This is a genomic window from Microbacterium sp. T3-8, assembly GCF_055398145.1.
This window is the reverse complement of record NZ_AP027918.1, coordinates 322945-344554: the sequence shown is the minus strand read 5'-3', so window position 1 is coordinate 344554 and position 21610 is coordinate 322945. Positions and strand designations below refer to the sequence as shown.

Below are 21610 nucleotides of genomic sequence, written 5' to 3'. Positions count from 1 at the left end.
CACTCCACCGACCCGCACGCGCGGGTCACCGACGCCGCCGCCGCTCGCGGTCTCGACATCGAGATCCGCGAGCGGCCGGAGGCGCGGAGCCTCTTCGAGGCAGCCGAGCTCCTGGGGCTCGACCCGTCCGGCATCGTGAAGACCCTCGTGGTCAAGCGCGCCGACGACACCTATCTGTTCGCCCTGATCCCGGGTGGACGCTCGATCTCGTGGCCCAAGCTGCGCGCCGTCGTGGGCGTGAACAAGCTGCGGCTCCCTGAGGCCGACCTGGCGCTCGCCGCGACCGGTTACGAGCGGGGCACCATCGTGCCGATCGGCAGCACGACCGATTGGCCCGTCTTCGCCGACGAGTCGATCGTCGGACAGCGCATCGCCATGGGCGCGGGAGCGCACGGATACAGCTTGTTCGTCGACGCCGACGACCTCATCGCCGCCTACGGCGCCACCGTCGCCGACATCTCGGTTCCCGAGGAACCCCGGGCCTGAGCATCCGCTCGCTCGCGTGTCGCGGTCAGAAGATCCCGGCCATGCGCAGCGAGATGTCGACGAGCTTGACCCGCTGAAGCTCCGCGACCGCCGAGCGCGTGAACCATCCCGCCATGTCGGTCGACCCGTCGGTCTCGTAACGCAGCTTGCCGCCCGTCACGGTCGCCCGATAGACGATGCGGAGGGTGTGCAGCGGCTGATCGGCCTTGTGCACGCGCTGGCTCGCGGGAATGACCCGGGAGTGGATGCCGAGCAACTCGCCGACCTTCACGGTGTACCCGGTCTCCTCGCGGAGCTCGCGGCGCACGGCGTCTTCGGGAGACTCCCCGGCCTCGAGCCCTCCACCGGGCATCGTCCACGCGACGCGGCGGCCCTCGATCCAGCGCGCGAGGAGCAGGCGGTCGTCGTCGTCCGTGACGACCGCGTATGCCGCCACACGCAGGTCCATTCCCCCACACTAACCGGCGCTCACCGGGGGATCTCCGCGTATGACGGATGCCGCGGGCGATCGATCACGAATCGAGAAGCCACGCGGCCCCCGGCATCCTTACGCTGAGATCACGCACCGATGAGAGGAGTCGTCATGGCCGACGACAAGAAGACCGACACGAAGAACTTCACCGCCGAAGAACGCGAAGCCATGCAGGCCGCCGCCCACGAGGCCAAGGCGAAGCGCTCCCGCGCGAAGAAGACGCCCGAGGAGCAGCGCGTGGCAGGGGAGGCCGACCTGCGGGAGGCGATCGCCAAGCTGCCCGACGAGAACGACAAGAAGCTCGCCACCGCGCTGCACGAACTCGTCATGGAGGTCGCGCCCGACCTCATGCCCCGCACGTATTACGGCATGCCCGGGTGGGGGAAGGACGGCAAGGTGCTGTGCTTCTTCCAGCCCGCGAGCAAGTTCAAGGTGCGTTACGGCACGTTCGGCTTCGAGCCCATCTCCAACCTCGACGAGGGCACGATGTGGCCGACCGCCTATGCACTGCTCGAACTCACCCCGGCGAACCGCACGCTGCTCACCGAGCGCATCCGTCTCGCCATCAGCTGAGGCCCGCGGCGGAGTAGCGTGGGCCGGGTGAGCACTCCGCCCTTCTCCTCCTCCGTATACTCCGCCCGTCTCGAGCGAGCATCCGCTCTCGCCGCCGAAGCGGGGCTCGACGCCGTCATCGTCGGCCCCGGTCCCGACCTGCAGTACCTGATCGGGGTCGAGGGAGACACGATCGAGCGGTTGACCGCTCTCGTGATCGGGCCCGGTGTCGCGCCGACCGTGGTCGTGCCCCGCATGGAACTCGCGAAGGTGCGCAGCACGGCGGTCGGCACGCTCGGCCTCGCGGTGTCGGACTGGGTCGACGGCGAGAACCCGTACGACCTGGTCGCGGACGCCGTCGGCTCGGTGGCCGTCGGCTCGGTGGCGCGGGTCGGGGTGTCGGATGCCCTGCCCGCCCTGCACGTGATCCCGATCGGCGAGCGACTGGGCGTGCGCCTCGAACTCGCGACGCCCGTGCTGCGCGAGGGTCGCATGATCAAGGATGCCGCCGAGGTCGCCGAGCTGCGTCGGGCGGGCGACGCGATCGACGCCGTGCACCGCCGCGTGCCCGAGTGGCTGCGCGCCGGTCGCACCGAACGCGAGGTCGCCGCCGACATCGCCCGGGCCATCGTCGCCGAGGGTCACGAGACCGTCGAGTTCGTGATCGTCGGGTCGGGGCCGAACGGCGCGGACCCGCATCATGAGGTGTCGGATCGCGTGATCGAAGAGGGCGACATCGTGGTCGTCGACATCGGGGGAGCGGTGCCCAGCGGCTACAACTCCGACAGCACGCGCACCTATGCGGTCGGCGCCCCCGATCCGGAGGCGGCCGAGCGCATCGCCGTACTCGTGCGCGCGCAGCAGGCGGCAGTGGACGCCGCACGGCCCGGGGTCACGGCATCCGAGGTCGACGCCGCCGCCCGGCAGGTGCTCGCGGATGCCGGGCTGGGCGAGGCCTTCCTGCACCGCACGGGTCACGGCATCGGCGTCTCCGTGCACGAGGAGCCCTACATCGCGCCCGGAAACGACCTGGTGCTGCGCGAGGGCATGGCCTTCAGCATCGAGCCCGGCATCTACTTCTCGGGGGAGTGGGGCGCCCGCATCGAGGACATCGTCGTGCTCACCGCCGACGGCTGCGAGCGCCTCAACACCTCCGAGCATTCCCTGCGCTCGGTCTGAACGCTCGCGCGGGGTGGGGGCGCTGGGACGGGAGAAATCAACCGGCGAGTGGGTGCCAGTGGCGTTCGGTCAGCGTCGCGAGATCGACCCAGGTGCCGTCGATGATCGGGGCATCCGGAGACGCCCACACGCCGAAGTGGGCGCGCGGAGTCGGCCAGGGGTAGTCGTCCACCGGACGCTCGACGACGTTGCGCACGGCACCGACGAACGCGAGATCGACACCGAGACCCGCCACCTCCGCGGCGAGCGCGCGGATCGCGACCGATCCGTCGAGGTCGTTCGCAGCCGTCAGTCCCGTCGGGAGGTCGAGCTTTCCCGTCTCCGCCCGGGGGACGCAGAACACCTCGTCACCGCGGCGAAGGAGCAGTCTCACCATCGACATCGGGCTCGACGGACTGTCCCGCCGCACGACTTCGGCCCGGCCACCCGGCGGGAGCCACGGGGCATCCGATGTCACGCGGACGACGATCTCGTGCTCATCCATCCCGTGAGCGTATCGGGCGGTCACGTGGTGGGACGCTTCGACAGGCTCAGCGACCCAGCGGACGTGCCCTGACCCAGCGGACGTGCCCTGACCGCAGGAACTGGGTCCCTGAGCCTGTCGAAGGGCCCGCCACGCAAAGGCGAAGCCGCCCTCCCCCGGGGGCGGGGAGGGCGGCTTCTGTGGGGAGTGGAGCGGGGGTTAGGACTCCACGCGGCGTCGGCGCAGCACCAGCACGCCACCGGCGGCGAGCAGGAGCAACAGCACCGCGATCGCGGCGATCGGGACGGTTCCGCCGGTTCCGGCGAGCCCGTCGCCGCCACCACCGCCACCGACCGGTGCGGCAGTGATCGTGAGAGCGCCTTCCGCGGTCAGACCGGAATCTGCTCCGACGGCGATCAGTGTGTGGGCGCCGACCTCCGCGTTCGTCGGGATCGTCACCTGGAGTCGGAACGCTCCGGACTCGTCGGCGACGGCATCCGTCAGGTGGATCGGCTCGGAGTGCAGCGTCAGCGACACGACCTCACCCGACGCGAACCCGCGACCGGTCACCTGCACCGTGCCACCCTGCTGCACGGTCGACGCTCCGATCACGAGCTCGGCCTCGAGCACCGGGGTGTCTCGCACGTCGATCGTGAGCGGCGCCGACTCCGAGGCACGGAACGCCGTGTCGTCGGACGGCACGAACCGGGCGATGTAGGTGTGCGCACCCGAGGTCGCGATGGTGACGTCGGCCGTGGCCGTGCCACCGGTGACCTCCGCCGAGCCGACGATCTCGTCGCCCTCGAAGAAGTCGACCTTGCCGGCGGCGCCCGCGGGCTTCACCGTCGCGATCAGCGGGATCGACTCGCCCGCGACCGGGTCGTCCGATCCGGCCGACAGCGAGACCGACGTGTTGCGCGGGGCCGTCGGGTCGACGGCCACCTGGACCGCTCCACGAGCCTCGACCTTCGAGACGTCGCCGAGCGCCACCACCGGGTGCGCGCCGTCGATGGCATCCACCGGAACCGTGATCTCGGCACTGATCGCACCGTTCCCATCGGCCTTCACGACCACCGGGGTCTCCGAGTCGATGCGCACCGACACGTTCTCTCCGGCGGCGAAGCCCGAACCCGTGATGGTCACCCGGTCTCCCGGGGCGACCGTGCCCTCGGGCACCTGGATCTCGGGGGCGTACTCGGGCTCGGGGTCGACGACCCCGATCTCGAGCTGCGCATCCGCCGACCGCACGCCGTCGTCGGCCGTGACCGTCACCGTGTAGGTGCCGGCGGTGGCGTAGGTGTGCGTTCCCGTGACCGCGCCGTCGGCGATCGTCACTTCGGCGACAGGAGTTCCGTCACCCCAGTTGACGAGTGCCGACGTCTCGCCCTGACCACCGGCGATCGTCGCGAGCGTCGCGTCGAACTCCTCGCCCGCGATCTGACCGTCGACCGTTCCGGCCGTGACGCTCAGGGGAGCTGCTGCCGTGCGGTCGCCGTCCGAGGCGAGAGCGAAGATGTGCACGCGTCCGTCGTTGAGCGAACCCGCCTCCTTCGGCATCGTGAGCGACTCGACGACCTTCGGCGCACCGTCTCCATCGACCGCCAGCGGGATGCCGGCGGTGGCGTAGATGGCGGTGTTCTTCACCGAACCCTCGGGACCCGTGCCCGAGAGGCGGCCCTCCGAGATCGTCAGCACCGTGTTGCCCTTGTAGGGGTTGCCGGATGCGCCGACCCAGTCGCCCAGGCTGATCGTCACCTGCTGCGTCGTGCCGTCGGTGAAGTGCAGCGTCGCGACCGAGTCGCGGTTGCTCTCGGTGGCGGTTCCGATGAACGCGATCTGCGTGGCACCGGTGCCGAGCGACACCTTGACCGTCTGACCCTCGCCCGTGATGTTGTCGGGCTGGCCGGCCGGGATCGCCGGCAGGTCGTAGGTCAGCGTCGTGTTCGGGACGGTCAGGGTCTGACCCTGCACGAAGCCGTCGGCGTTGATCTTGTCGCGGAAGTACCCGTGGCCCTGCGAGTCGCAGTTCGCGGCCGTGACGTTGAGGTCACCGATGCAGACGTTGTTGAAGGCGCCCACCAGCGTCTCGTCTCGGAACGCGGTCACCGTCGCCGTGGTCTGCGCCACCGCTCCGGCCGAGTCCCGCACCGTGATCGCTGCCGAGTACGTGCCCGGCTTCGTGAAGGTGTGCGGTGCGCTCACCTTCCAGCCACCCAGGTCGTCGCGCGTCAGCGTCACGTCGGTCACCGCGACACCGTCGCCGTAGTCGACCGTGACGGTGTAGCCGGAGGCATCCGTCTCGGTCCCGACGATCGTGGCGAGGGTTCCCGTGAACTCGGTGTCGACCGCGACCCGCTGCGGCGACCCGGCCGAGATGGCGAGACCGTCGGCGGCGGATGCCGAGGCGAACAGCTCGACCTCCGAGAGCGCGAGCGTCGCGGCATCCGTCTTCAGCGTCAGCTTCACGCTCGTGAAGCCGTCCTGGTTCGCGGTCGTGAACGGTCGCGTCTGCGTGTCCCAGGTGAAGGACTGCGCCGTGCGGCTGTCGATCTCGGTCCAGGTGGTGCCGTCGACCGAGCCCTCGAGCGTCCAGCTCGACGGCGCGTTCGCCCTGTTCGCACTCGTGAGCGTGTACTGCCCGATCGAGACCGGACCGGACTGAGACGTCCAGACGAGTTCGGCGGTGTCGCCCGTGAACGCCACGTTGGAGCTCATGTTGTCGTCGACGAGCGACCCGACGGGGGTTCCATCGGTGGCCGTCAGCACGCCGCGTCCGGCCTTCGTCGCGTCGACCAGGGTCGCGGGCACGTCGAGCTCCTCACCGAGGTCCTTCGCACCCCACGCCGAGGGCGTGTCGCTCATCGTGAAGTCGAGCGTTCCGCCCGCGCGGACGAGGTCTCCGTCGAAGGTGGTCTCCGTGATCGGGGTGCCGTTGATGCTGGCGCCCGCCACGTAGTCCTTGCCCGCGGACGCCCCGGGGGCGTTGATGACGAGCTTCTTGCCGCCGATGTTCAGTGTCGCGCTGTCGAACAGCGGCGTACCGATCGTGTAGTCCCCGGAGCCGACCTCGAGCGGGTAGAAGCCGAGCGCCGAGAAGACGTACCAGGCCGAGAACTCGCCGTTGTCCTCATCGCCCGGGTAGCCCTGGCCGATGTCGTCGCCGATGAAGAGGCGGTCCTGGATGTCGCGGATCAGCTCCTGCGCACCCGAGGGGTCGCCCGCCTCGGCGAGCACGTAGGGGATGTGGTGCGCGATCTGGTTCGACATGCCGAGCATGCCCAGTCGCACGTCACGCGCCTCGCGCGCCTCGTGGATGCCGGAGTAGTCGGCCTTCTCGCGCACGGTGAGGAAGTCGTGCATCACGTCGACCAGGCCCTGGCGTCCGCCGTAGAGCGCGGCCAGGCCGTCGACGTCGTGCGGCGCGTGGAAGCCGAAGGTCCAGGCGCTCGCCTCGGTGAATGCACCGCCCCACGCCTTCTTGTCGAAGTCGGCGCCCGAGGTCCACGAGCCGTCGGCGTTGCGCGAGGTGAACGTGCCCGCCTCCGGGTTGAACATCTCGCCGTAGTGCTCGGCGCGCGCCTCGAAGTACGTCGCCTCCTCCTTCAGCTGAGCGACGCGGTCGGCGGGGGTGTTCGGGTCCTCCGACAGGGCCTTCGCCATCTCGGCGATACCGAAGTCGTTGATGTAGCCCTCGAGACCCCACGACGCGCTCTCGTGGGTGGTGGCCTCGGTGTAGCCGAGGAAGATCGACTGCCCGAGTCCCTTGCGGCCGACGGCGTTGGATGCCGGCAGCACGGTCGCGTTCTTCACCGCGGCGTCATAGGCCTCGAGTGCCGTGTCGGTCGAGAGGGCGCCTGCGAGGTACGCCTCGGCGAACGCGACGTCGGAGCTCGTGCCGGTCATCAGGTCGGCGTAGCCGGGAGAGGACCAACGTGCGATCCATCCGCTGTCGCGGTACTGCTGCACGAAGCCGTCGACGAGTTCTTCGGTCACGTCGGGGTAGAGCATCGAGTACAGCGGCCAGGCGGTGCGGTACGTGTCCCAGAAGCCGTTGTTGACGTAGATCTTGCCGTCGACGATCTTGGCGTTGGTCTGGGTGTCGCTCGCCGAGCCGGTCGTGCCGGCCACGGGGCTCGCGTACTTGTAGACCGGGTCGGCCTCGGTGCCCGTGTTCTCGAACTGCGAGTTCGGGTACAGGTTGAGCCGGTAGAGGCTCGAGTAGAGCGTGATGAGCTGGGTTTCGGTCGCGCCCTGCACGTCGTCGACGACCGAGAGGCGCTCGTTCCAGGCATTCTTCACCGCGGCGTGGGCGTCGTCGAACGAGACGTCCTTCAGTTCGAAGTCGTGGTTCTTCTTCGCCTGGTCCTGCGAGATGAACGACGACGAGATGCGCAGCTCGACCGAGCGGTCACCGGTCGTGTCGAACGAGGCGAAGCGCGCGGTGCCGTTGCGGTCGCCGACGGTCGTCGGGCCGGCCGTCGCGGGTGCGCGGTCGAAGGTGCCGTAGACGAACATGCGGGTGCGTCCGGGCCAGCCGGAACCTCCGTCGACCCAGCCGCTGACCGTGTCGCCCGAGATCGAGAGCTTCGACGAGTTCACGAGCTGATCGATGAGGATCGAGCTCGCGTCGCCGGCGAACTCGAAGCGGTAGATCGCACCGTGGTCGGTGGCGGTCACCTCGGTGCGGATGCCGTTGTCGAAGGTGACGTCGTAGATGTCCGGCCGCGCGATCTCGTTCTCGTGCGTGAACGTGAGCTTGCGGTCGTTCAGGTTCGAGGTCGGGTTGGCGTTCGCGGCGGGGAGCACGGCGAGCTGGTTGCGGTCGCCCATCCAGATGCTCGGCTGGTGCGAGAAACCGATGCCGTTGAGTCCGGGCTTGTTCTGCGCGTTGTTGGCGCGCTGGTACTGGTAGATCGTTCCGGTGTTGTCCGCGTTCGTCATCGGGGTGATGAAGTTGAAGCCGTTGGGCCAAGCCGTCGCGGGCAGGTTGTTGCCGCGGGAGAAGCCGCCGGTCGAGTTCGTGCCGCGGCGGGTGTCGACGTACGACACGAGTCCGTCGGAGTCATCGAGCGGGGTCGCGGCGTCGATCTCGACGTCGTCGAGCCAGCCGGTGAACGCGGTGGCCGCGGTCGGCGCCTCGATGTTCTTCACGTCCGCGCCCGGGTGGGAGTACGTGAAGCGGATGTCTTCGACGGTGCGACCCTCGAAGGCTCCGAGGTCGACGGTGACCTTGTTCCACTGGTTGGGCCAGAGCCTGTTCGAGCGGCCCTGCTCGGTGGCGGTGACGGGGTAGCCGTACGAGTCGGTCACGCCGGGGGTCGCGGCGAGCGTGGTGCCGTCGTCGAAGGCGAGATCGACGGCCACGAAGGTGGCCGCGTACGTCTGCTCGCCGTCGAGCACGGGGAAGACGAGGTACGACAGCTGGCTGTCGCCGTCGACGGTCACATCGACGTTCTCGTAGAGGGTGGTGGTCGACGATGCGGCGCCGGCGTCGAGGTGACGGCCCGAGTACTGCACGGCCTTGGTTCCGGTGAAGCCGACGCCGGTCTTGGCGGTGTCGGACGCCGTCGGACCGTTGCCGACGACGACACGCAGGTCGCTCGCGGTCGGGGCGCCGTCGCTCACCGCGATGGGCTCGAAGTCGGCGAGCTGGATGAGGTTGGTGGTGGGCGTGCGGTTCTCGGTGATGTCGAGACGGTAGTAGAGGAACGGCGCACTCGGCGCAGCCAGTTCGAACGTGCGGGTCTGACCGCGCGCGGTGAACATTTCACCGCTCCGCTCGTCGACCGGGGTCCAGTCCGTGCCGTTGTTCGAGCCCAGCACGCGGAAGTTCTTGGGGTCGCGCTCCTGCGCGTCGCCACCCGAGGTGAGCGTGTACTTCTGCAGCGGCTGCGCGGCGGTGAGCTGGTACTGCAGCCACCCCTTGTTGACGAACGCGAGCCACTTGGTCGAGGCGTTGGCATCGGCGGCGAACACGGCGGCTTCGTTCGGCGCGTTCTGCGCCGAGGCCGTGACGCCGTTCGGCGCGATCGCGGGCAGCATGCTGCCGGGGGCGAAGCGGTCGCCGGTGATGTTGACGGCTTCACCGGTGCCCGCGAGTGCGGGCACGGCATCCGTCGATTCGAAGGACGACGAGAACGTCCCTCCTGCTGCAGCCGCCGCGGGGAGCGGCGTCAGCATGGCCAGGGTCACCGTCACGGCGGCGCCGGCGGCCGCCCAGATGCGACCTGCGGGTCGTTCGTTCCTCTTACGGGGAACAGTCATGGTTGCTCCTCAAACTCCACTGCGGTGTGTCGTTCGCCTGTCGCAGATACCGGGGGGCGGGCTGCGCGACGTTTATGACATCGCTGTCATAGATCGAGACACTAACACAGCGGATGCCGTGGGCGGAAGATGCATCCCCCATCGGATGACCCGTCATAATGAGCAGATCGCTCGAGGCGGTAGAGGAACAGATGACACCACACGAAGACGGGGCCGCACCCCGCCCCACGCTCGCGCAGGTCGCCGCACGCGCCGGCGTGAGCCTGAAGACGGCATCGCGTGCACTCGGAGGCGAGTCGTACGTCAGCGAGAAGACCCTCACGAGCGTGCTCGCCGCGGCCGCCGAGCTCGACTACCAGCGCAACGCCGCCGCGAGCCTCCTCGCCAGCGGTCGTCTCGCGGATTCGCTCGGACTCATCACCGGAGACTTCACCAACCCGTTCTACTCGGCTCTCGCCCAGGCCGTCGAAGACGAGATCCGCCCGCGCGGTATGCACCTGTCTGTGGCGAACTCCCGCGAGTCCGCCGAGCAGGAGAAGCGCGTCGCGCACGACCTCGCCGACCGGCAGACCAAGGCGGTCATCACGGTCTCGGCGATGACCGATCACGCCGACTACGCGACGCTGCAGGCCCGCGGCATCCCGGTCGTCTTCGTCGACCGGCCGGCCGAGAATCTCGCCGCCGACTCCGTCGTGTTCGACAACCGCGAGGGCGGGCGCCTCGTCGCCCAGCACCTGATCGATCGCGGACACCGGCGCATCGCGTTCATCGGCGACTACGCCTGGCTGCCCACCTACCGCGCCCGTCTCGCCGGCATGGGCGACGTGCTCGACGGGTCGCCGGTCGCCTGGCGCGAGCTGCTGCGCACCGACGCGCACGACGTCGCATCGTCGCGCGAGTGCGTGCGCGAACTGCTCGCCCTCGACGAACCTCCGACCGCGATCGTCGCCGGCAACAACCGCGTGCTGCTCGGCGTCATGGAGGAGATCGCGACGACGGATGCGCCGCCCGCCGTGATCGGCTTCGACGACCCGGAGTGGGCGACGGTGCTCGGGATCAGCGTCGTGACCGGCGACGTCGAAGAGCTCGGACGGTCGGCCGCACGCCTGGCACTCGCCCGCCTCGGCGACCGCACCCGCGAACCCGAGAGCGTGGTGGTGCCGATGCGCCTGATCGAACGGACGTCGACCCGCTCACAGTGATCGTGAGGGGTCACGACACGCTGCAGGCGTGCAGTCGCGAGCGGCGTGTTCTGACCCCTCAGCGTCGGGTTCAGACGAGCGCGGACGCCCGCCGGATCTCCTGCTCGCGCAGGGCGTTCTCGACCGCCTCGACGTCGCGCACGGCGCCTCGGTCGGCCGAGGTCGCCATGGCCGCGTAGGCGCGCAGCGCCAGGGAGACGGGGCGCTGACGGTCGACGGGACGGTACCCACCGGCGTCCAGCAGGCGCGCGCGGCGCTGCTCGAGCTCGGCCTCGCTGACCTCGAGGGTCATGCCGCGGGTGGGGATGTCGATCGAGATGATGTCGCCGTCCTCGACGAGCGCGATGACGCCGCCGGATGCCGCCTCGGGCGAGACGTGCCCGATCGACAGACCCGAGGTGCCGCCCGAGAAGCGGCCATCGGTGATCAGGGCGCACACCTTGCCCAGTCCGCGGCCCTTGAGGAACGACGTCGGGTGCAGCATCTCCTGCATGCCCGGGCCGCCCTTCGGGCCCTCGTAACGGATGACGACCACGTCGCCCGGCTGGATCTTCTTGCCGAGGATCTTCGCGACCGCCTCCTCCTGCGACTCGCACACCACCGCCGGGCCCGAGAAGACCAGGATCGACGGGTCGACACCCGCGGTCTTCACCACGGCGCCGTCGACGGCCAGGTTGCCCCGCAGCACGGCCAGACCGCCGTCGACCGAGTAAGCGTGGTCGACATCGCGGATGCATCCGTTCTCGCCGTCCTCGTCGAGAGCCGCCCAGCGCTCCGACTGCGAGAACGCGCTCGACGAGCGCACGCCACCGGGAGCCGCGAACCACAGATCCTTCGCGACGTCGGTCGCCTTTCCGCCACGGATGTCCCAGTCGTCGAGCCAGGCCGCGAACGACTCCGAGTGGATGGTGCTCACGTCTTCCTTCAGCAGACCGCCACGACGCAGCTCGCCGAGCACGGCGGGGATGCCGCCCGCGCGGTGCACGTCCTCCATGTAGTACATGCGGCCGTAGGCCGGGTTCGGGGCGATCTTGGCGAGGCAGGGCACGCGACGCGAGATCGCATCGATCTCGTCGAGGCCGAAGTCGATCCCGGCCTCGTGGGCGGCGGCGAGCAGGTGCAGGATCGTGTTCGTCGATCCGCCCATCGCGATGTCGAGCGCCATCGCGTTCTCGAACGCGGCGAAGCTCGCGACCTCGCGCGGCAGCACCGAACGGTCGTCCTCGTCGTAGAAGCGACGGGTGATCTGCACCGCGACCTCACCGGCCTTCTCGTATAGCGCGCGACGAGCGGTGTGGGTGGCGAGAACAGAACCGTTGCCCGGCAGGGCGAGGCCCAGCGCCTCGACGAGGCAGTTCATCGAATTGGCGGTGAACATGCCCGAGCACGATCCGCAGGTCGGGCAGGCGTTCTCCTCGATGCGCTGGATGTCGGCATCCGACACCGTGTCGTTCGCCGCCTCGGAGATCGCGTCGACCAGGTCGAGGGTGCGCACCGATCCGTCGACCAGCGTCGCGCGACCGGCCTCCATCGGACCGCCCGACACGAACACCGTGGGGATGTTCAGGCGCAGCGCGGCCATGAGCATGCCGGGGGTGATCTTGTCGCAGTTCGAGATGCACACGAGCGCGTCGGCCTGGTGCGCGTTGACCATGTACTCGACCGAGTCGGCGATCAGGTCGCGCGAGGGCAGCGAGTAGAGCATGCCGCCGTGACCCATGGCGATGCCATCGTCGACGGCGATCGTGTTGAACTCGCGGGGGATGCCGCCCGCCGCCGAGATCGCGTCGGAGACGATGCGTCCGACCGGCTGCAGGTGCGTGTGGCCGGGCACGAACTCGGTGAAGCTGTTCGCCACGGCGATCATCGGCTTGCCGAAGTCGGCGGCGTTGACGCCGGCGGCGCGGAAGAGGGCGCGGGCTCCGGCGGCGTTGCGGCCATGCGTGACTGTGCGGGAACGAAGAGGGGTGGGCATGGTTCCACTTTCGTGGGACGGGACGGATGCCGGAAGACGGCGCTGACACTAGTAGTGAGAGCACTAGGTTTGTTCTGTGGCCGTGGACGAGGAGCAGCGCAGAGAACTGGGCGCGTTCCTCCGTGCCCGGCGCGAGCAGCTCGACCGCGGCGCCTACGGCCTGCCGCCCGCGGGGCGCGGCCGCACGATCGGTCTGCGCCGTGAGGAGATCTCGTACCTCTCGGGCGTCAGCGTCACCTGGTACACCTGGCTCGAGCAGGGGCGTGACATCAATCCCTCGCGGCAGGTGCTGGATGCCGTCGCCACGGCGCTGCACCTGACCGTGGCCGAGCACGACTACGCGCTGCGCCTGGCCGGGTTCGCACCCGCACGGCCCGGCACGGGTGAGGCGGTCGAGACCGCACCGGCCCACGTTCAGCGCTTCCTCGATGCGCTGGAGGAGCACCCGGCCTACGCACTCGCGCCCGACTGGGGCGTCGCCGGGTGGAACGCCGCTTACGAGGCGCTCTATCCGAACGTCGCCACCACACCGCCCGAGAAGCGCAACCTGCTCTGGCTGATCTTCACCGACCCCGCCGTGCGCGACCTGCTCGACGACTGGGACGACACCAGCCGCCGCTTCCTCGCCGAGTTCCGCGCCGAGGCGGGGCCGCGACTCGGTGACCCGCGCTATCGCGACCTCGTCGGGCGGCTGATGGAGGCGAGCCCGGAGTTCCGCGAACGCTGGGAGAGCCACGACGTGCGGGGGTTCGAATCGCGCGAACGCGTGTTCCGGCATCCGTCACTGGGCAGGCTCGTGTTCGAGCATCACCAGCTGCGGCCGTCCGACCAGACCGACATCCAGCTGGTCGTCTACACCCCGGCGGATGCCGCCGCCCGCGCGAGGTTCTTCCGCCGGAGGGACTGAGTTCCTATCGGTGAGGAGTCAAGACACGCCGTGCCGAGCCGCACGCTCGGGGCGTGTCTTGACCCCTCACGATCAGGAGTCGACGGGCTTGCCCAGCAACCCGTGCTTCTCCTCGATCTCGACCTGCTCGTAGAGGCCGGCATAGTTCTCGCGGTGGTCGGGGTCGTCGGTGAGGTTCTCGCGGATGTGCATCTCCCACACCACGTTCTCGAACTCCGTCTCGAGCATCTCGTGCACGCGGCGGTGCAGTTCGTCGAAGACCTCGGGCGGGGCGAGGAATCCGATCGAGAGCTCGGCCAGGTCGAAGGTGCTCGCGTCGGTCAGGTCGCTGTTCTCGGTCATGCGCGCCAGGCTAGTCGCGGTACCTGCGTGTCGTCCTCGCGAGGGGTCAGAACACGCCGTGCCCGAGCGGACGATGACGGCGTGTCGTGACCCCTCAGGCGCTGTGCACGGCTTCGCACCCGCGCGTCAAGTCCCTTCATCTCCGAGGGAACCGCGCGCAGAGTGACTCCATGTCCACCCCCACCGACCACCGCACCGAGCCCGAGCGCACGCCGGACGGCCACCACTTCGTGATCGACGGACGACGTTGGCGGGCGACGGATCCGTCGATCCCCGACTCGTTCCGGCAGGAGCTGGTCGATGAACTGATGGCCGCACGTCGCGCCGTCAAGGACGGGGAGACGGATGCTCGGGGGCGCGTCCAGGACGCGAAGGTCGCTCTCGGAGAGCGCGGACACCCGTGGTGGGAGCAGCGAACCGGCAGCGGGTTCGACGAGAGGATCGCCGCCGCCATCCGCACTCTCACGCGCCGACGGGAGGGTTCGTCGATCTGCCCGAGCGACGTCGCCCGCACCGTGGGTGGCGACACGTGGCGCGATTCGATGGACGACGTGCGCCGGATCGCCGGAGCCCTCGCCGCGCAGGGCGACGTCGTCGTCACGCAGAAGGGCGAGCCCGTGCGCATCGATCACGTACGCGGACCGGTGCGGATCAGCGCCATCCGCTGAGAAGTGCGCGGGACGGTCACTCCACCCGCTGGAGGGCGACGGCGTAGACGGTGGGGGCTCCGTCGAGATCGAGCGTCACGCTCATCCCGGTGCCGGTGGTGGTGAGGTCGAAGGCGATGGTGGCGTTCGTGCACTCGATCGGTTCGGTGCTCGGGTCGCTGTCGAGTTCGCCCCCCTGGAGGGTGATGGTGCCGTCGCCGCGGCAGGCGATCTGCCCCTGGTACGTGCCGGCGGGCACCGACGAGAAGCTCGTCAGGTGGTGCGCGGAGGTGTGCTCACTCAGCCAGCCCGAGAACGTACCGGTGCCCTGGGCGTCGTCGGCCCAGGTGATGGCGGTGTCCGCCCAGTCCGTGATGTCGTCGACGGGAATCGGCAGCAGGGCCGCGTCGGTGTCGGCATCCGCGGTCGGGGCGGGCGTCGGGGTCGGAGCGGACGAAGCGGATGCCGATGGCGCAGGCTTCTCGGCATCCGTCGGCGCACCCGTGCACCCGGTGAGGGCGATGCCGACCGTCAGCACCGCCCCGATGGTGAGTCCTCGTCTGATGTCCATGCGTCCCACGCTACGGAGATCGACCCACGGGATCGAGTCGATCGCCCGCACTCGGAGGAGGTACGGAGGTTCGGTCCACGCTCAGGGTGCGGGCGGAGGCGGGAACAGCGGCGATGGAGTCTCGGTGCTCCCAGGATCCGGCAGCAACCGCCCGAAAGTTCTTAACAGAGTTGTTAACACCTGTGGAAACGAGAAGGCCCCGCACATGGCGGGGCCTTCTCGAACTGTCTCAACACAGTGTGGAGCCTAGGAGATTCGAACTCCTGACATCCTGCTTGCAAAGCAGGCGCTCTACCAACTGAGCTAAGGCCCCGAGGGGTATTTCTTGAGTTGATGTGTGGGCCCACCAGGACTTGAACCTGGGACCTCTTCATTATCAGTGAAGCGCTCTAACCACCTGAGCTATGGGCCCGTCAACCTCCGAAACTTTACCGGAGATTCGCCGAAACTCCCAATCGAGCGCGGGGACCCGGGCGAGTCCCCGCGCTCATGGGCGATCAGCGGCCCGGACGGATCGTCACGCCACCGGCCGAGAGCGAGACCTCGATGCTGCGTCGGGCGCTCGCGGACTGCTCGACCCGAGCATCGAGGGACCCGGCGTCGACGCTCTGGGTGATGTCGTACGCGACATCCGGCACCGTGAGGTCGACCGAGCCCGCGCTCACCTCGACCGTCGTCCGCGTCGGGGCGGTTCCGGTCAGTTCGACATTGAGTTCTCCGGCCGAGACGCTCAGTGATGCGTCGTCGACGTCGGCGAGGACGATGTCGGCACGGCCCGCGCTCATGTCGACCGCCAGAGCGGTCGCCGACCCTTCGACATCGAGCGCCCCCGCGCTCACGTCGATGTCGAGAGCACCGAAGTCACCGACGACGTCGAGGCTTCCGGCGTCGAGCGTCAGGTCGGCGTCGATCGCGTCGGTGCGGAGAGCCTCCGGCAGGGTCAGCACGGCGACCTCGCCCTCACGGCCCCAGTCGCCGAACCACCAGTCCCAGCGATTGTCGGGACTGCGCACCACCAGTTCGTCACTGTCGCGCTCGATGGTCCAGTCCGGGCCACGGCGGTTCGAGATGGAGAGTTCCGCCTGATCGACGTCGCCGAACTCCACACGCATGCTGCTGGCATCGGCGTCGACGGTGAGCGAGTCGATGCCGTCGACGTCGATGCCCTGCACGGTGTCACCACCCGCGTTGCTCGCGACACTGACGTTGCTCATAGCCCCGATCGCCGCCGTCCCCGCCGTACCGACGAGGGCGATTCCGCCGACCACCGCGGTGACGATCGCGATCGCGGTCACCCCGCCCGATCGTGCACCGGTACCGGTCGGCCCGCCGGGCGCGGTCGGCGGGGGCGTGGGCGGAACGGATGCCGTCGGCTGGGGCGGCGCGGACGCCGGCGGGGGAGTGAGCGGGGTGTGTCCGCCCTGGTGGTCGTTCTGGTCGGTGCTCATCGCGCCGCTCCGTTCTGGGTGGCCGGCGGGATGGGACCGCCGGTGTTCTCGATGTGGGCGAGGGCGGCGAGCACACGGCGGTTTCCCGACTCGTCCTGCTCGAACCCGAGCTTCTGGAAGATGGAGGTGATGTGCTTCTCGACGCTCGCCTCCGAGACGAAGAGGAGTCCGGCGATCGCCTGGTTCGACTTGCCCTCCGCTATCAACGCCAGCACGGTGCGTTCGCGCTCGGTGAGCCGCAGCATCCGATCGTCGCGATTGCGCCGCGTGAGCAGCTGCGCCACCACCTCGGGGTCGAGCACGGTCGCGCCCTCCGCGATGCGCTGCACCGACTGCAGGAACTCGGCGACATCGGCGACCCGGTCCTTGAGCAGGTAGCCCAGCGGACCGCCCTGTGCGGCGATCAGATCGGAGGCGTAGCGCTCCTCGACGTACTGCGAGAGCACGAGGAGGGCGAGCGACGGATGCGTCGACCGCAGTCCGAGCGCCGCACGGATGCCCTCGTCGGTGAACGTCGGGGGCAGGCGCACGTCGAGGATGCAGAGTTCCGGATCCGTCGTGGCGACCGCCTCGGTGAGTCCCGAGGTGTCGGGGAGTGCCGCGACGACCTCGTGGCCGGCGTCCTCGAGCAGACGCACGAGACCTTCGCGCAGCAGGACCGAGTCCTCGCAGATCAGGATGCGCATGGCACGTTCACCTCCAGGCTGGTCGGGCCGCCCTGCGGGCTCTCGAGGCGGAAGGTCCCTCCCGCGGCGAGCACGCGGTTGGCGATCCCGTCGAGTCCGCCACCGGGCTGCACCTGCGCGCCGCCCATGCCGTTGTCCTCGACGCGGGCCCAGAGCGTGTTGCCCTCGCGGATCCGCACCGTCACTCGCGCTTCGCTGGCCCGCGAGTGCTTCGCGGCGTTGGTCAGCGACTCGGCGATCGAGAAGTACACGGCCGCCTCCGCCTCACGACTGCATCGTCCGTCCATGCGGACGTCGAGCGAGACCGGGATGTGCGAGCGACCGGCGAGTGCCGACAGGGCCGCGTCGAGTCCCCGGTCGTCGAGCACCGAGGCGTGGATGCCGCGGGCGAGCTGTCGGAGTTCGGTGATGGCGGCCTTCGTGGACGTGTGCGCCTCGGCGATCAGTTCCTTCGCCGCATCGGGATCGGTCTCGATCTTCTGCTGGGCGAGCCCGAGCGTCATGCCGACCGAGACGAGTCGCGGCTGGACGCCGTCGTGCAGGTCTCGCTCGATGCGGGTGCGTTCGACGTCGGCGGCGCGCACGGCTCCCTCACGCTGCGCGGTGGTCGTGCGCACCTGCTCGGTGAGTTCGGCCTCACGGCTGCGCACCACGATCGCGAGCGACAGCGTGCGGTGGAGAAGGGCGAGACCGATCATGCCGGCGACCGACGCGGCGATCCCGAGGACGCCGACGAGCGGGGCCCAGGCGACGAGCACGGCGCCACCGCCGAACGGACCGACCACCGATTCCGCGGAGGTGAGGGGCGCGAAGGAGATCACGACCGACCACGCGAACGCGGCGGCGAGACGCAGCACGATGAAGCCCAGCACCACGGCGATCGCGAAGTTCGCGAGCGCCCGCCACATGCGTCCGTCGATCGTCTGGCGGCCGAGAGCACGGAGCCACCCGCCGAAGCCGGGCCGTTCGCGCGGCCGCAGACGCAGCGGCGCGATCGGCGTGCGGTAGAGCGCGCTCACCCGGGCGACCTCGAACCAACCGACGCCGAAGAGCGCGTAGACCAGGCCGACGAGGAAGACCACCCCGATGCCGAAGGCGAAGAGCAGTCCGAGGCCGGTTCCGAGTATCCCGATGAGGGTCGCGTTGATGATGCCGCCGATGACGCCCACTCCCGCGAGATGCAGGATGGTGAGCGGGATCCTCAGCGGCGGCTTCACGGCCGTCGCCTGCGGCGGGGTCGCAGTCTGTGTCGTCATGATTCCAAGGTACGGGCGCGCAGATCGCGCCGACACCGAGGAACCCGGACACCTGGGTTCGGGTTTTCCCTACCCCCGTGCGCCCGTCGTCTCGTCGCTACGCTCCTCGCTCAGGAACCGGTCCGTGAGCGAGCGAAGCACGACGAAGGGGCGGATGCCGCAGCATCCGCCCCTCCATGAAAATCGGTCAGTTCGACATGAAGCCGACGAGCAGGCCGCCGGTGACCTTCACAGCGAGGTTGTAGATCCCCGCGATCACGGCGCCGAGCACCGTGAAGACGATGAGGTTGAGGATCGCCACGACGGCAGCGAAGGCCATCACCTGCGGAAGTCCGACGACCTCGGTGAGCTTGAACGCGTTGTCGGTGATGCCCGCGAGAAACGAATCGGCCGTGGTCAGCACGTTCGTCGCCTGCAGCACGAGGTAGATCAGGAAGAACGACACCATCGTGACGACCGCGAGGGCCACAGCTCCGAGGAAGGAGAGCTTCACGGCCGACCAGAAGTCGACGTAGACCAGGCGCAGGCGAACCTGCTTGCCACCGGTCTTACGGGTGGATTTCTTCGCGAGCTTGTCGGCTACCGTGCTCATGCGTCCGTGCTCTCCTCGGGGGTCTCTGTCGTCTCGGTGACGTCTGCTGCGGCATCCGCCTCATCCGTGTCGTCTTCGTCGGAGAGGCCACGTTCGCCGTTGCGGGCGATCGCGAGGATCCGGTCGGCTTCCGTCGTCCGGGCGAACACCACTCCCATGGTGTCTCGGCCCTTGGCGGGCACCTCGGCCACGGCAGAGCGTACCACCTTGCCGCTGGACAGAACCACAAGGACCTCGTCGTCTGCGGAGACGATCAGACCACCCGCGAGAGTGCCCCGATCGTCGTGCAGCTTGGCCACCTTGATGCCGAATCCGCCGCGTCCCTGGACGCGGTATTCCTCGACCGCCGTGCGCTTCGCGTACCCGCCGTCGGTGACGACGAACACGAATCGGCCGGGGGCGGCGACGGACGCCGAGAGCAGACTGTCGCCCTCGCGGAACTTCATGCCCTTCACACCCGCGGTCGCTCGACCCATCGGACGCAGCGCCTCATCGGTGGCCTGGAAGCGCACCGACATGCCCTTGCGGCTGATGAGGAGAATGTCGTCCTCGGCATCGACCAGCAGAGCGCCGACCAGTGCGTCGTCGTCGTTCAGGCGGATCGCGATGACGCCGCCCTGACGGTTGGTGTCGTACGCCTCGAGGCGGGTCTTCTTGACGAGACCGTTGTGCGTGGCGAGCACCAGGTACTCGGCGACCGCGTAGTCGCGGATGTCGAGGATCTGAGCGATGCTCTCGTCGGGCTGCATCGCCAGCAGGTTCGCGACGTGCGTGCCCTTCGCGTCGCGGCCGGCCTCGGGCACCTCGTAGGTCTTGGCGCGGTACACGCGACCCTTGTCGGTGAAGAACAGCAGCCAGTGGTGCGTCGTCGTGACGAAGAAGTGCTCGACGATGTCATCCGCTCGCAGCTGGGCGCCCTTGATGCCCTTGCCGCCGCGGTGCTGGGAGCGGTAGTTGTCGCTGCGCGTGCGCTTGATGTAGCCGTCGCGCGTGACGGTGACGACCATCTCCTCCTCGGCGATGAGGTCTTCCATCGAGACGTCGCCGTCGTAGCCGTGCAGGATGTGCGTGCGGCGCTCGTCGCCGAACTTGTCGACGATGCCGGTGAGCTCTTCGCGGATGATCGTGCGCTGACGGCCCTCGTCGGCGAGGATCGCCTTGTAGTCGGTGATGAGCGCTTCGAGCTCGTTCGCCTGATCGATGATCTTCTGACGCTCGAGCGCGGCGAGGCGACGGAGCTGCATCTGCAGGATCGCCTCGGCCTGGATCTCGTCGATGTCGAGGAGCTTCTGGAGTCCCTCGTTCGCCTCCTGCGTGGTCTGCGACCGGCGGATGAGCGCGATGACCTCGTCGAGAGCGTCGAGCGCCTTCAGATATCCGCGCAGGATGTGCATCCGCTTCTCGGCCTCGTTGAGGCGGAACTGCGTGCGACGCACGATCACTTCGATCTGGTGCGCGATCCAGTGGCTGATGAACCCGTCGATCGCGAGGGTGCGGGGCACGCCGTCGACGATCGCGAGCATGTTCGCGCCGAAGTTCTCCTGCAGCTGCGTGTGCTTGTACAGGTTGTTGAGCACGACCTTGGCGACGGCATCGCGCTTGAGCACGACGACCAGTCGCTGACCCGTGCGGTCGGAGGACTCGTCGCGGATGTCGGCGATGCCCGTGATCTTGCCGTCGCGGGCGAGATCGCCGATCTTGACCGCGACGTTGTCGGGGTTCACTTGATACGGCAGCTCGGTGATGACCAGGCAGGTACGACCCTGGATCTCCTCGACGTTGACGACGGCGCGCATCGTGATCGATCCGCGGCCGGTGCGGTACGCCTCGTGGATGCCCTTGGTGCCGAGGATCTGCGCGCCGGTCGGGAAGTCCGGGCCGGGAACGCGCTGGATCAGGCCGTCGAGCAGTTCTTCGCGGGTGATGCCGGGGTTGTCGAGGGCCCAGAGCGCGGCCTCCGACACCTCACGCAGGTTGTGCGGCGGGATGTTCGTGGCCATACCGACCGCGATACCGACCGAGCCGTTGACGAGGAGGTTCGGGAACCGGGCCGGGAGGACCGTCGGCTCCTGGGTCTGACCGTCGTAGTTGTCGGTGAAGTCGACCGTGTCCTCTTCGATGTCGCGCACCATCTCGAGCGCGAGCGGGGCCATCTTGGTCTCGGTGTATCGCGGGGCGGCGGCTCCCATGTTGCCGGGCGACCCGAAGTTGCCCTGGCCGAGTGCCAGCGGGTACCGCAGCGACCACGGCTGCACGAGACGGACGAGGGCGTCGTAGATCGCCGAGTCGCCGTGCGGGTGGTACTGACCCATGACCTCGCCGACGACACGGGCGCACTTCGAGAACGACTTGTCGGGGCGGAACCCGCCGTCGTACATGCCGTAGATCACGCGGCGGTGCACCGGCTTGAGGCCGTCGCGCACATCCGGCAGCGCGCGGCCGACGATCACGGCCATCGCGTAGTCGAGGTAGCTGCGCTGCATCTCCGACTGCAGGTCGACCTGGTCGATCCGGCCGTGGTCGTGCTCGGGGACGGGGCGTTCTTCGTCAGTCATGTGGTTTTCGATT

17 protein-coding genes and 2 tRNA genes are annotated in these 21610 nt (G+C 68.9%); 6 read left to right on the top strand and 13 right to left on the bottom strand.

The genetic code is table 11. The features are described from left to right. Window positions 1-57: 57 nt before the first annotated feature. Window positions 58-486: an aminoacyl-tRNA deacylase gene (locus tag ACZ5Y9_RS01670; protein WP_247624745.1), complete on the top strand. Its 429-nt coding sequence runs from the start codon at window positions 58-60 to the stop codon at window positions 484-486. Window positions 487-511: 25 nt separating this feature from the next. Here the strand turns inward: ACZ5Y9_RS01670 and ACZ5Y9_RS01665 are convergent, their stop codons facing one another. Further along, complete coding sequence (locus tag ACZ5Y9_RS01665; protein ID WP_247624032.1) at window positions 512-934, bottom strand: NUDIX hydrolase; 423 nt, start codon at window positions 932-934, stop codon at window positions 512-514. A gap of 135 nt (window positions 935-1069) precedes the next feature. Here ACZ5Y9_RS01665 and ACZ5Y9_RS01660 point away from each other — a divergent pair, with 135 nt between their 5' ends. Continuing rightward, on the top strand, window positions 1070-1531 hold the full coding sequence (locus tag ACZ5Y9_RS01660; RefSeq protein WP_464472080.1) for a hypothetical protein: 462 nt from the start codon (window positions 1070-1072) through the stop codon (window positions 1529-1531). 27 nt (window positions 1532-1558) lie between these two features. Continuing rightward, the gene (locus ACZ5Y9_RS01655) at window positions 1559-2689 is read left to right on the top strand and encodes a M24 family metallopeptidase (protein WP_464472079.1); all 1131 of its coding nucleotides are present in this window, start codon (window positions 1559-1561) and stop codon (window positions 2687-2689) included. 37 nt (window positions 2690-2726) lie between these two features. Here ACZ5Y9_RS01655 and ACZ5Y9_RS01650 read toward each other — a convergent pair whose 3' ends face one another. Beyond that, window positions 2727-3173, bottom strand: coding sequence for an NUDIX hydrolase (locus ACZ5Y9_RS01650; RefSeq protein WP_464472078.1), 447 nt, complete (start codon window positions 3171-3173; stop codon window positions 2727-2729). Window positions 3174-3371: 198 nt separating this feature from the next. Then, the gene (locus ACZ5Y9_RS01645) at window positions 3372-9416 is read right to left on the bottom strand and encodes a GH92 family glycosyl hydrolase (protein WP_464472077.1); all 6045 of its coding nucleotides are present in this window, start codon (window positions 9414-9416) and stop codon (window positions 3372-3374) included. Window positions 9417-9607: 191 nt separating this feature from the next. Between ACZ5Y9_RS01645 and ACZ5Y9_RS01640 the strand changes: the two genes are divergently transcribed. After that, on the top strand, window positions 9608-10618 hold the full coding sequence (locus ACZ5Y9_RS01640; protein WP_247624037.1) for a LacI family DNA-binding transcriptional regulator: 1011 nt from the start codon (window positions 9608-9610) through the stop codon (window positions 10616-10618). Window positions 10619-10688: 70 nt separating this feature from the next. On the opposite strand, the gene ilvD is transcribed toward ACZ5Y9_RS01640, so the two are convergent. Beyond that, a complete protein-coding gene (gene ilvD, locus ACZ5Y9_RS01635; RefSeq protein ID WP_464472076.1) occupies window positions 10689-12593 on the bottom strand; it encodes a dihydroxy-acid dehydratase in 1905 nt (634 codons plus the stop codon). A gap of 82 nt (window positions 12594-12675) precedes the next feature. On the opposite strand from ilvD, the gene ACZ5Y9_RS01630 reads away from it, so the two are divergent. Next, a complete protein-coding gene (locus ACZ5Y9_RS01630) occupies window positions 12676-13500 on the top strand; it encodes a helix-turn-helix transcriptional regulator (protein ID WP_247624746.1) in 825 nt (274 codons plus the stop codon). Between the two features lie 72 nt (window positions 13501-13572). Here ACZ5Y9_RS01630 and ACZ5Y9_RS01625 read toward each other — a convergent pair whose 3' ends face one another. Further along, the gene (locus tag ACZ5Y9_RS01625; RefSeq protein WP_464472075.1) at window positions 13573-13842 is read right to left on the bottom strand and encodes a hypothetical protein; all 270 of its coding nucleotides are present in this window, start codon (window positions 13840-13842) and stop codon (window positions 13573-13575) included. 170 nt (window positions 13843-14012) lie between these two features. Here ACZ5Y9_RS01625 and ACZ5Y9_RS01620 point away from each other — a divergent pair, with 170 nt between their 5' ends. Further along, window positions 14013-14510 (top strand): DUF3253 domain-containing protein, encoded by a 498-nt coding sequence (locus ACZ5Y9_RS01620; protein WP_247633404.1) that lies wholly within the window; start codon window positions 14013-14015, stop codon window positions 14508-14510. 16 nt (window positions 14511-14526) lie between these two features. On the opposite strand, the gene ACZ5Y9_RS01615 is transcribed toward ACZ5Y9_RS01620, so the two are convergent. The 8 genes from ACZ5Y9_RS01615 to gyrA all read right to left on the bottom strand — a co-directional run bounded on the left by ACZ5Y9_RS01615 (window position 14527) and on the right by gyrA (window position 21597). Next, window positions 14527-15060: a hypothetical protein gene (locus tag ACZ5Y9_RS01615; RefSeq protein ID WP_464472074.1), complete on the bottom strand. Its 534-nt coding sequence runs from the start codon at window positions 15058-15060 to the stop codon at window positions 14527-14529. A 240-nt stretch (window positions 15061-15300) separates the two neighbouring features. Continuing rightward, window positions 15301-15373 (bottom strand) — tRNA-Ala (locus ACZ5Y9_RS01610). A gap of 25 nt (window positions 15374-15398) precedes the next feature. Continuing rightward, window positions 15399-15472, bottom strand: a tRNA-Ile gene (locus ACZ5Y9_RS01605). Between the two features lie 85 nt (window positions 15473-15557). Beyond that, window positions 15558-16508: a hypothetical protein gene (locus ACZ5Y9_RS01600; protein WP_464472073.1), complete on the bottom strand. Its 951-nt coding sequence runs from the start codon at window positions 16506-16508 to the stop codon at window positions 15558-15560. Next, a complete protein-coding gene (locus ACZ5Y9_RS01595) occupies window positions 16505-17194 on the bottom strand; it encodes a LuxR C-terminal-related transcriptional regulator (protein ID WP_247624043.1) in 690 nt (229 codons plus the stop codon). The genes ACZ5Y9_RS01600 and ACZ5Y9_RS01595 overlap by 4 nt, the downstream gene beginning before the upstream one ends. Further along, complete coding sequence (locus tag ACZ5Y9_RS01590) at window positions 17182-18450, bottom strand: sensor histidine kinase (protein WP_464472072.1); 1269 nt, start codon at window positions 18448-18450, stop codon at window positions 17182-17184. The genes ACZ5Y9_RS01595 and ACZ5Y9_RS01590 overlap by 13 nt, the downstream gene beginning before the upstream one ends. A gap of 187 nt (window positions 18451-18637) precedes the next feature. Continuing rightward, entirely contained in the window at window positions 18638-19042 is a 405-nt protein-coding gene (locus ACZ5Y9_RS01585) for a DUF3566 domain-containing protein (RefSeq protein ID WP_247624045.1), read from the bottom strand. After that, window positions 19039-21597, bottom strand: coding sequence for a DNA gyrase subunit A (gene gyrA, locus ACZ5Y9_RS01580; RefSeq protein ID WP_247624046.1), 2559 nt, complete (start codon window positions 21595-21597; stop codon window positions 19039-19041). The genes ACZ5Y9_RS01585 and gyrA overlap by 4 nt, the downstream gene beginning before the upstream one ends. Window positions 21598-21610: the final 13 nt, after the last annotated feature.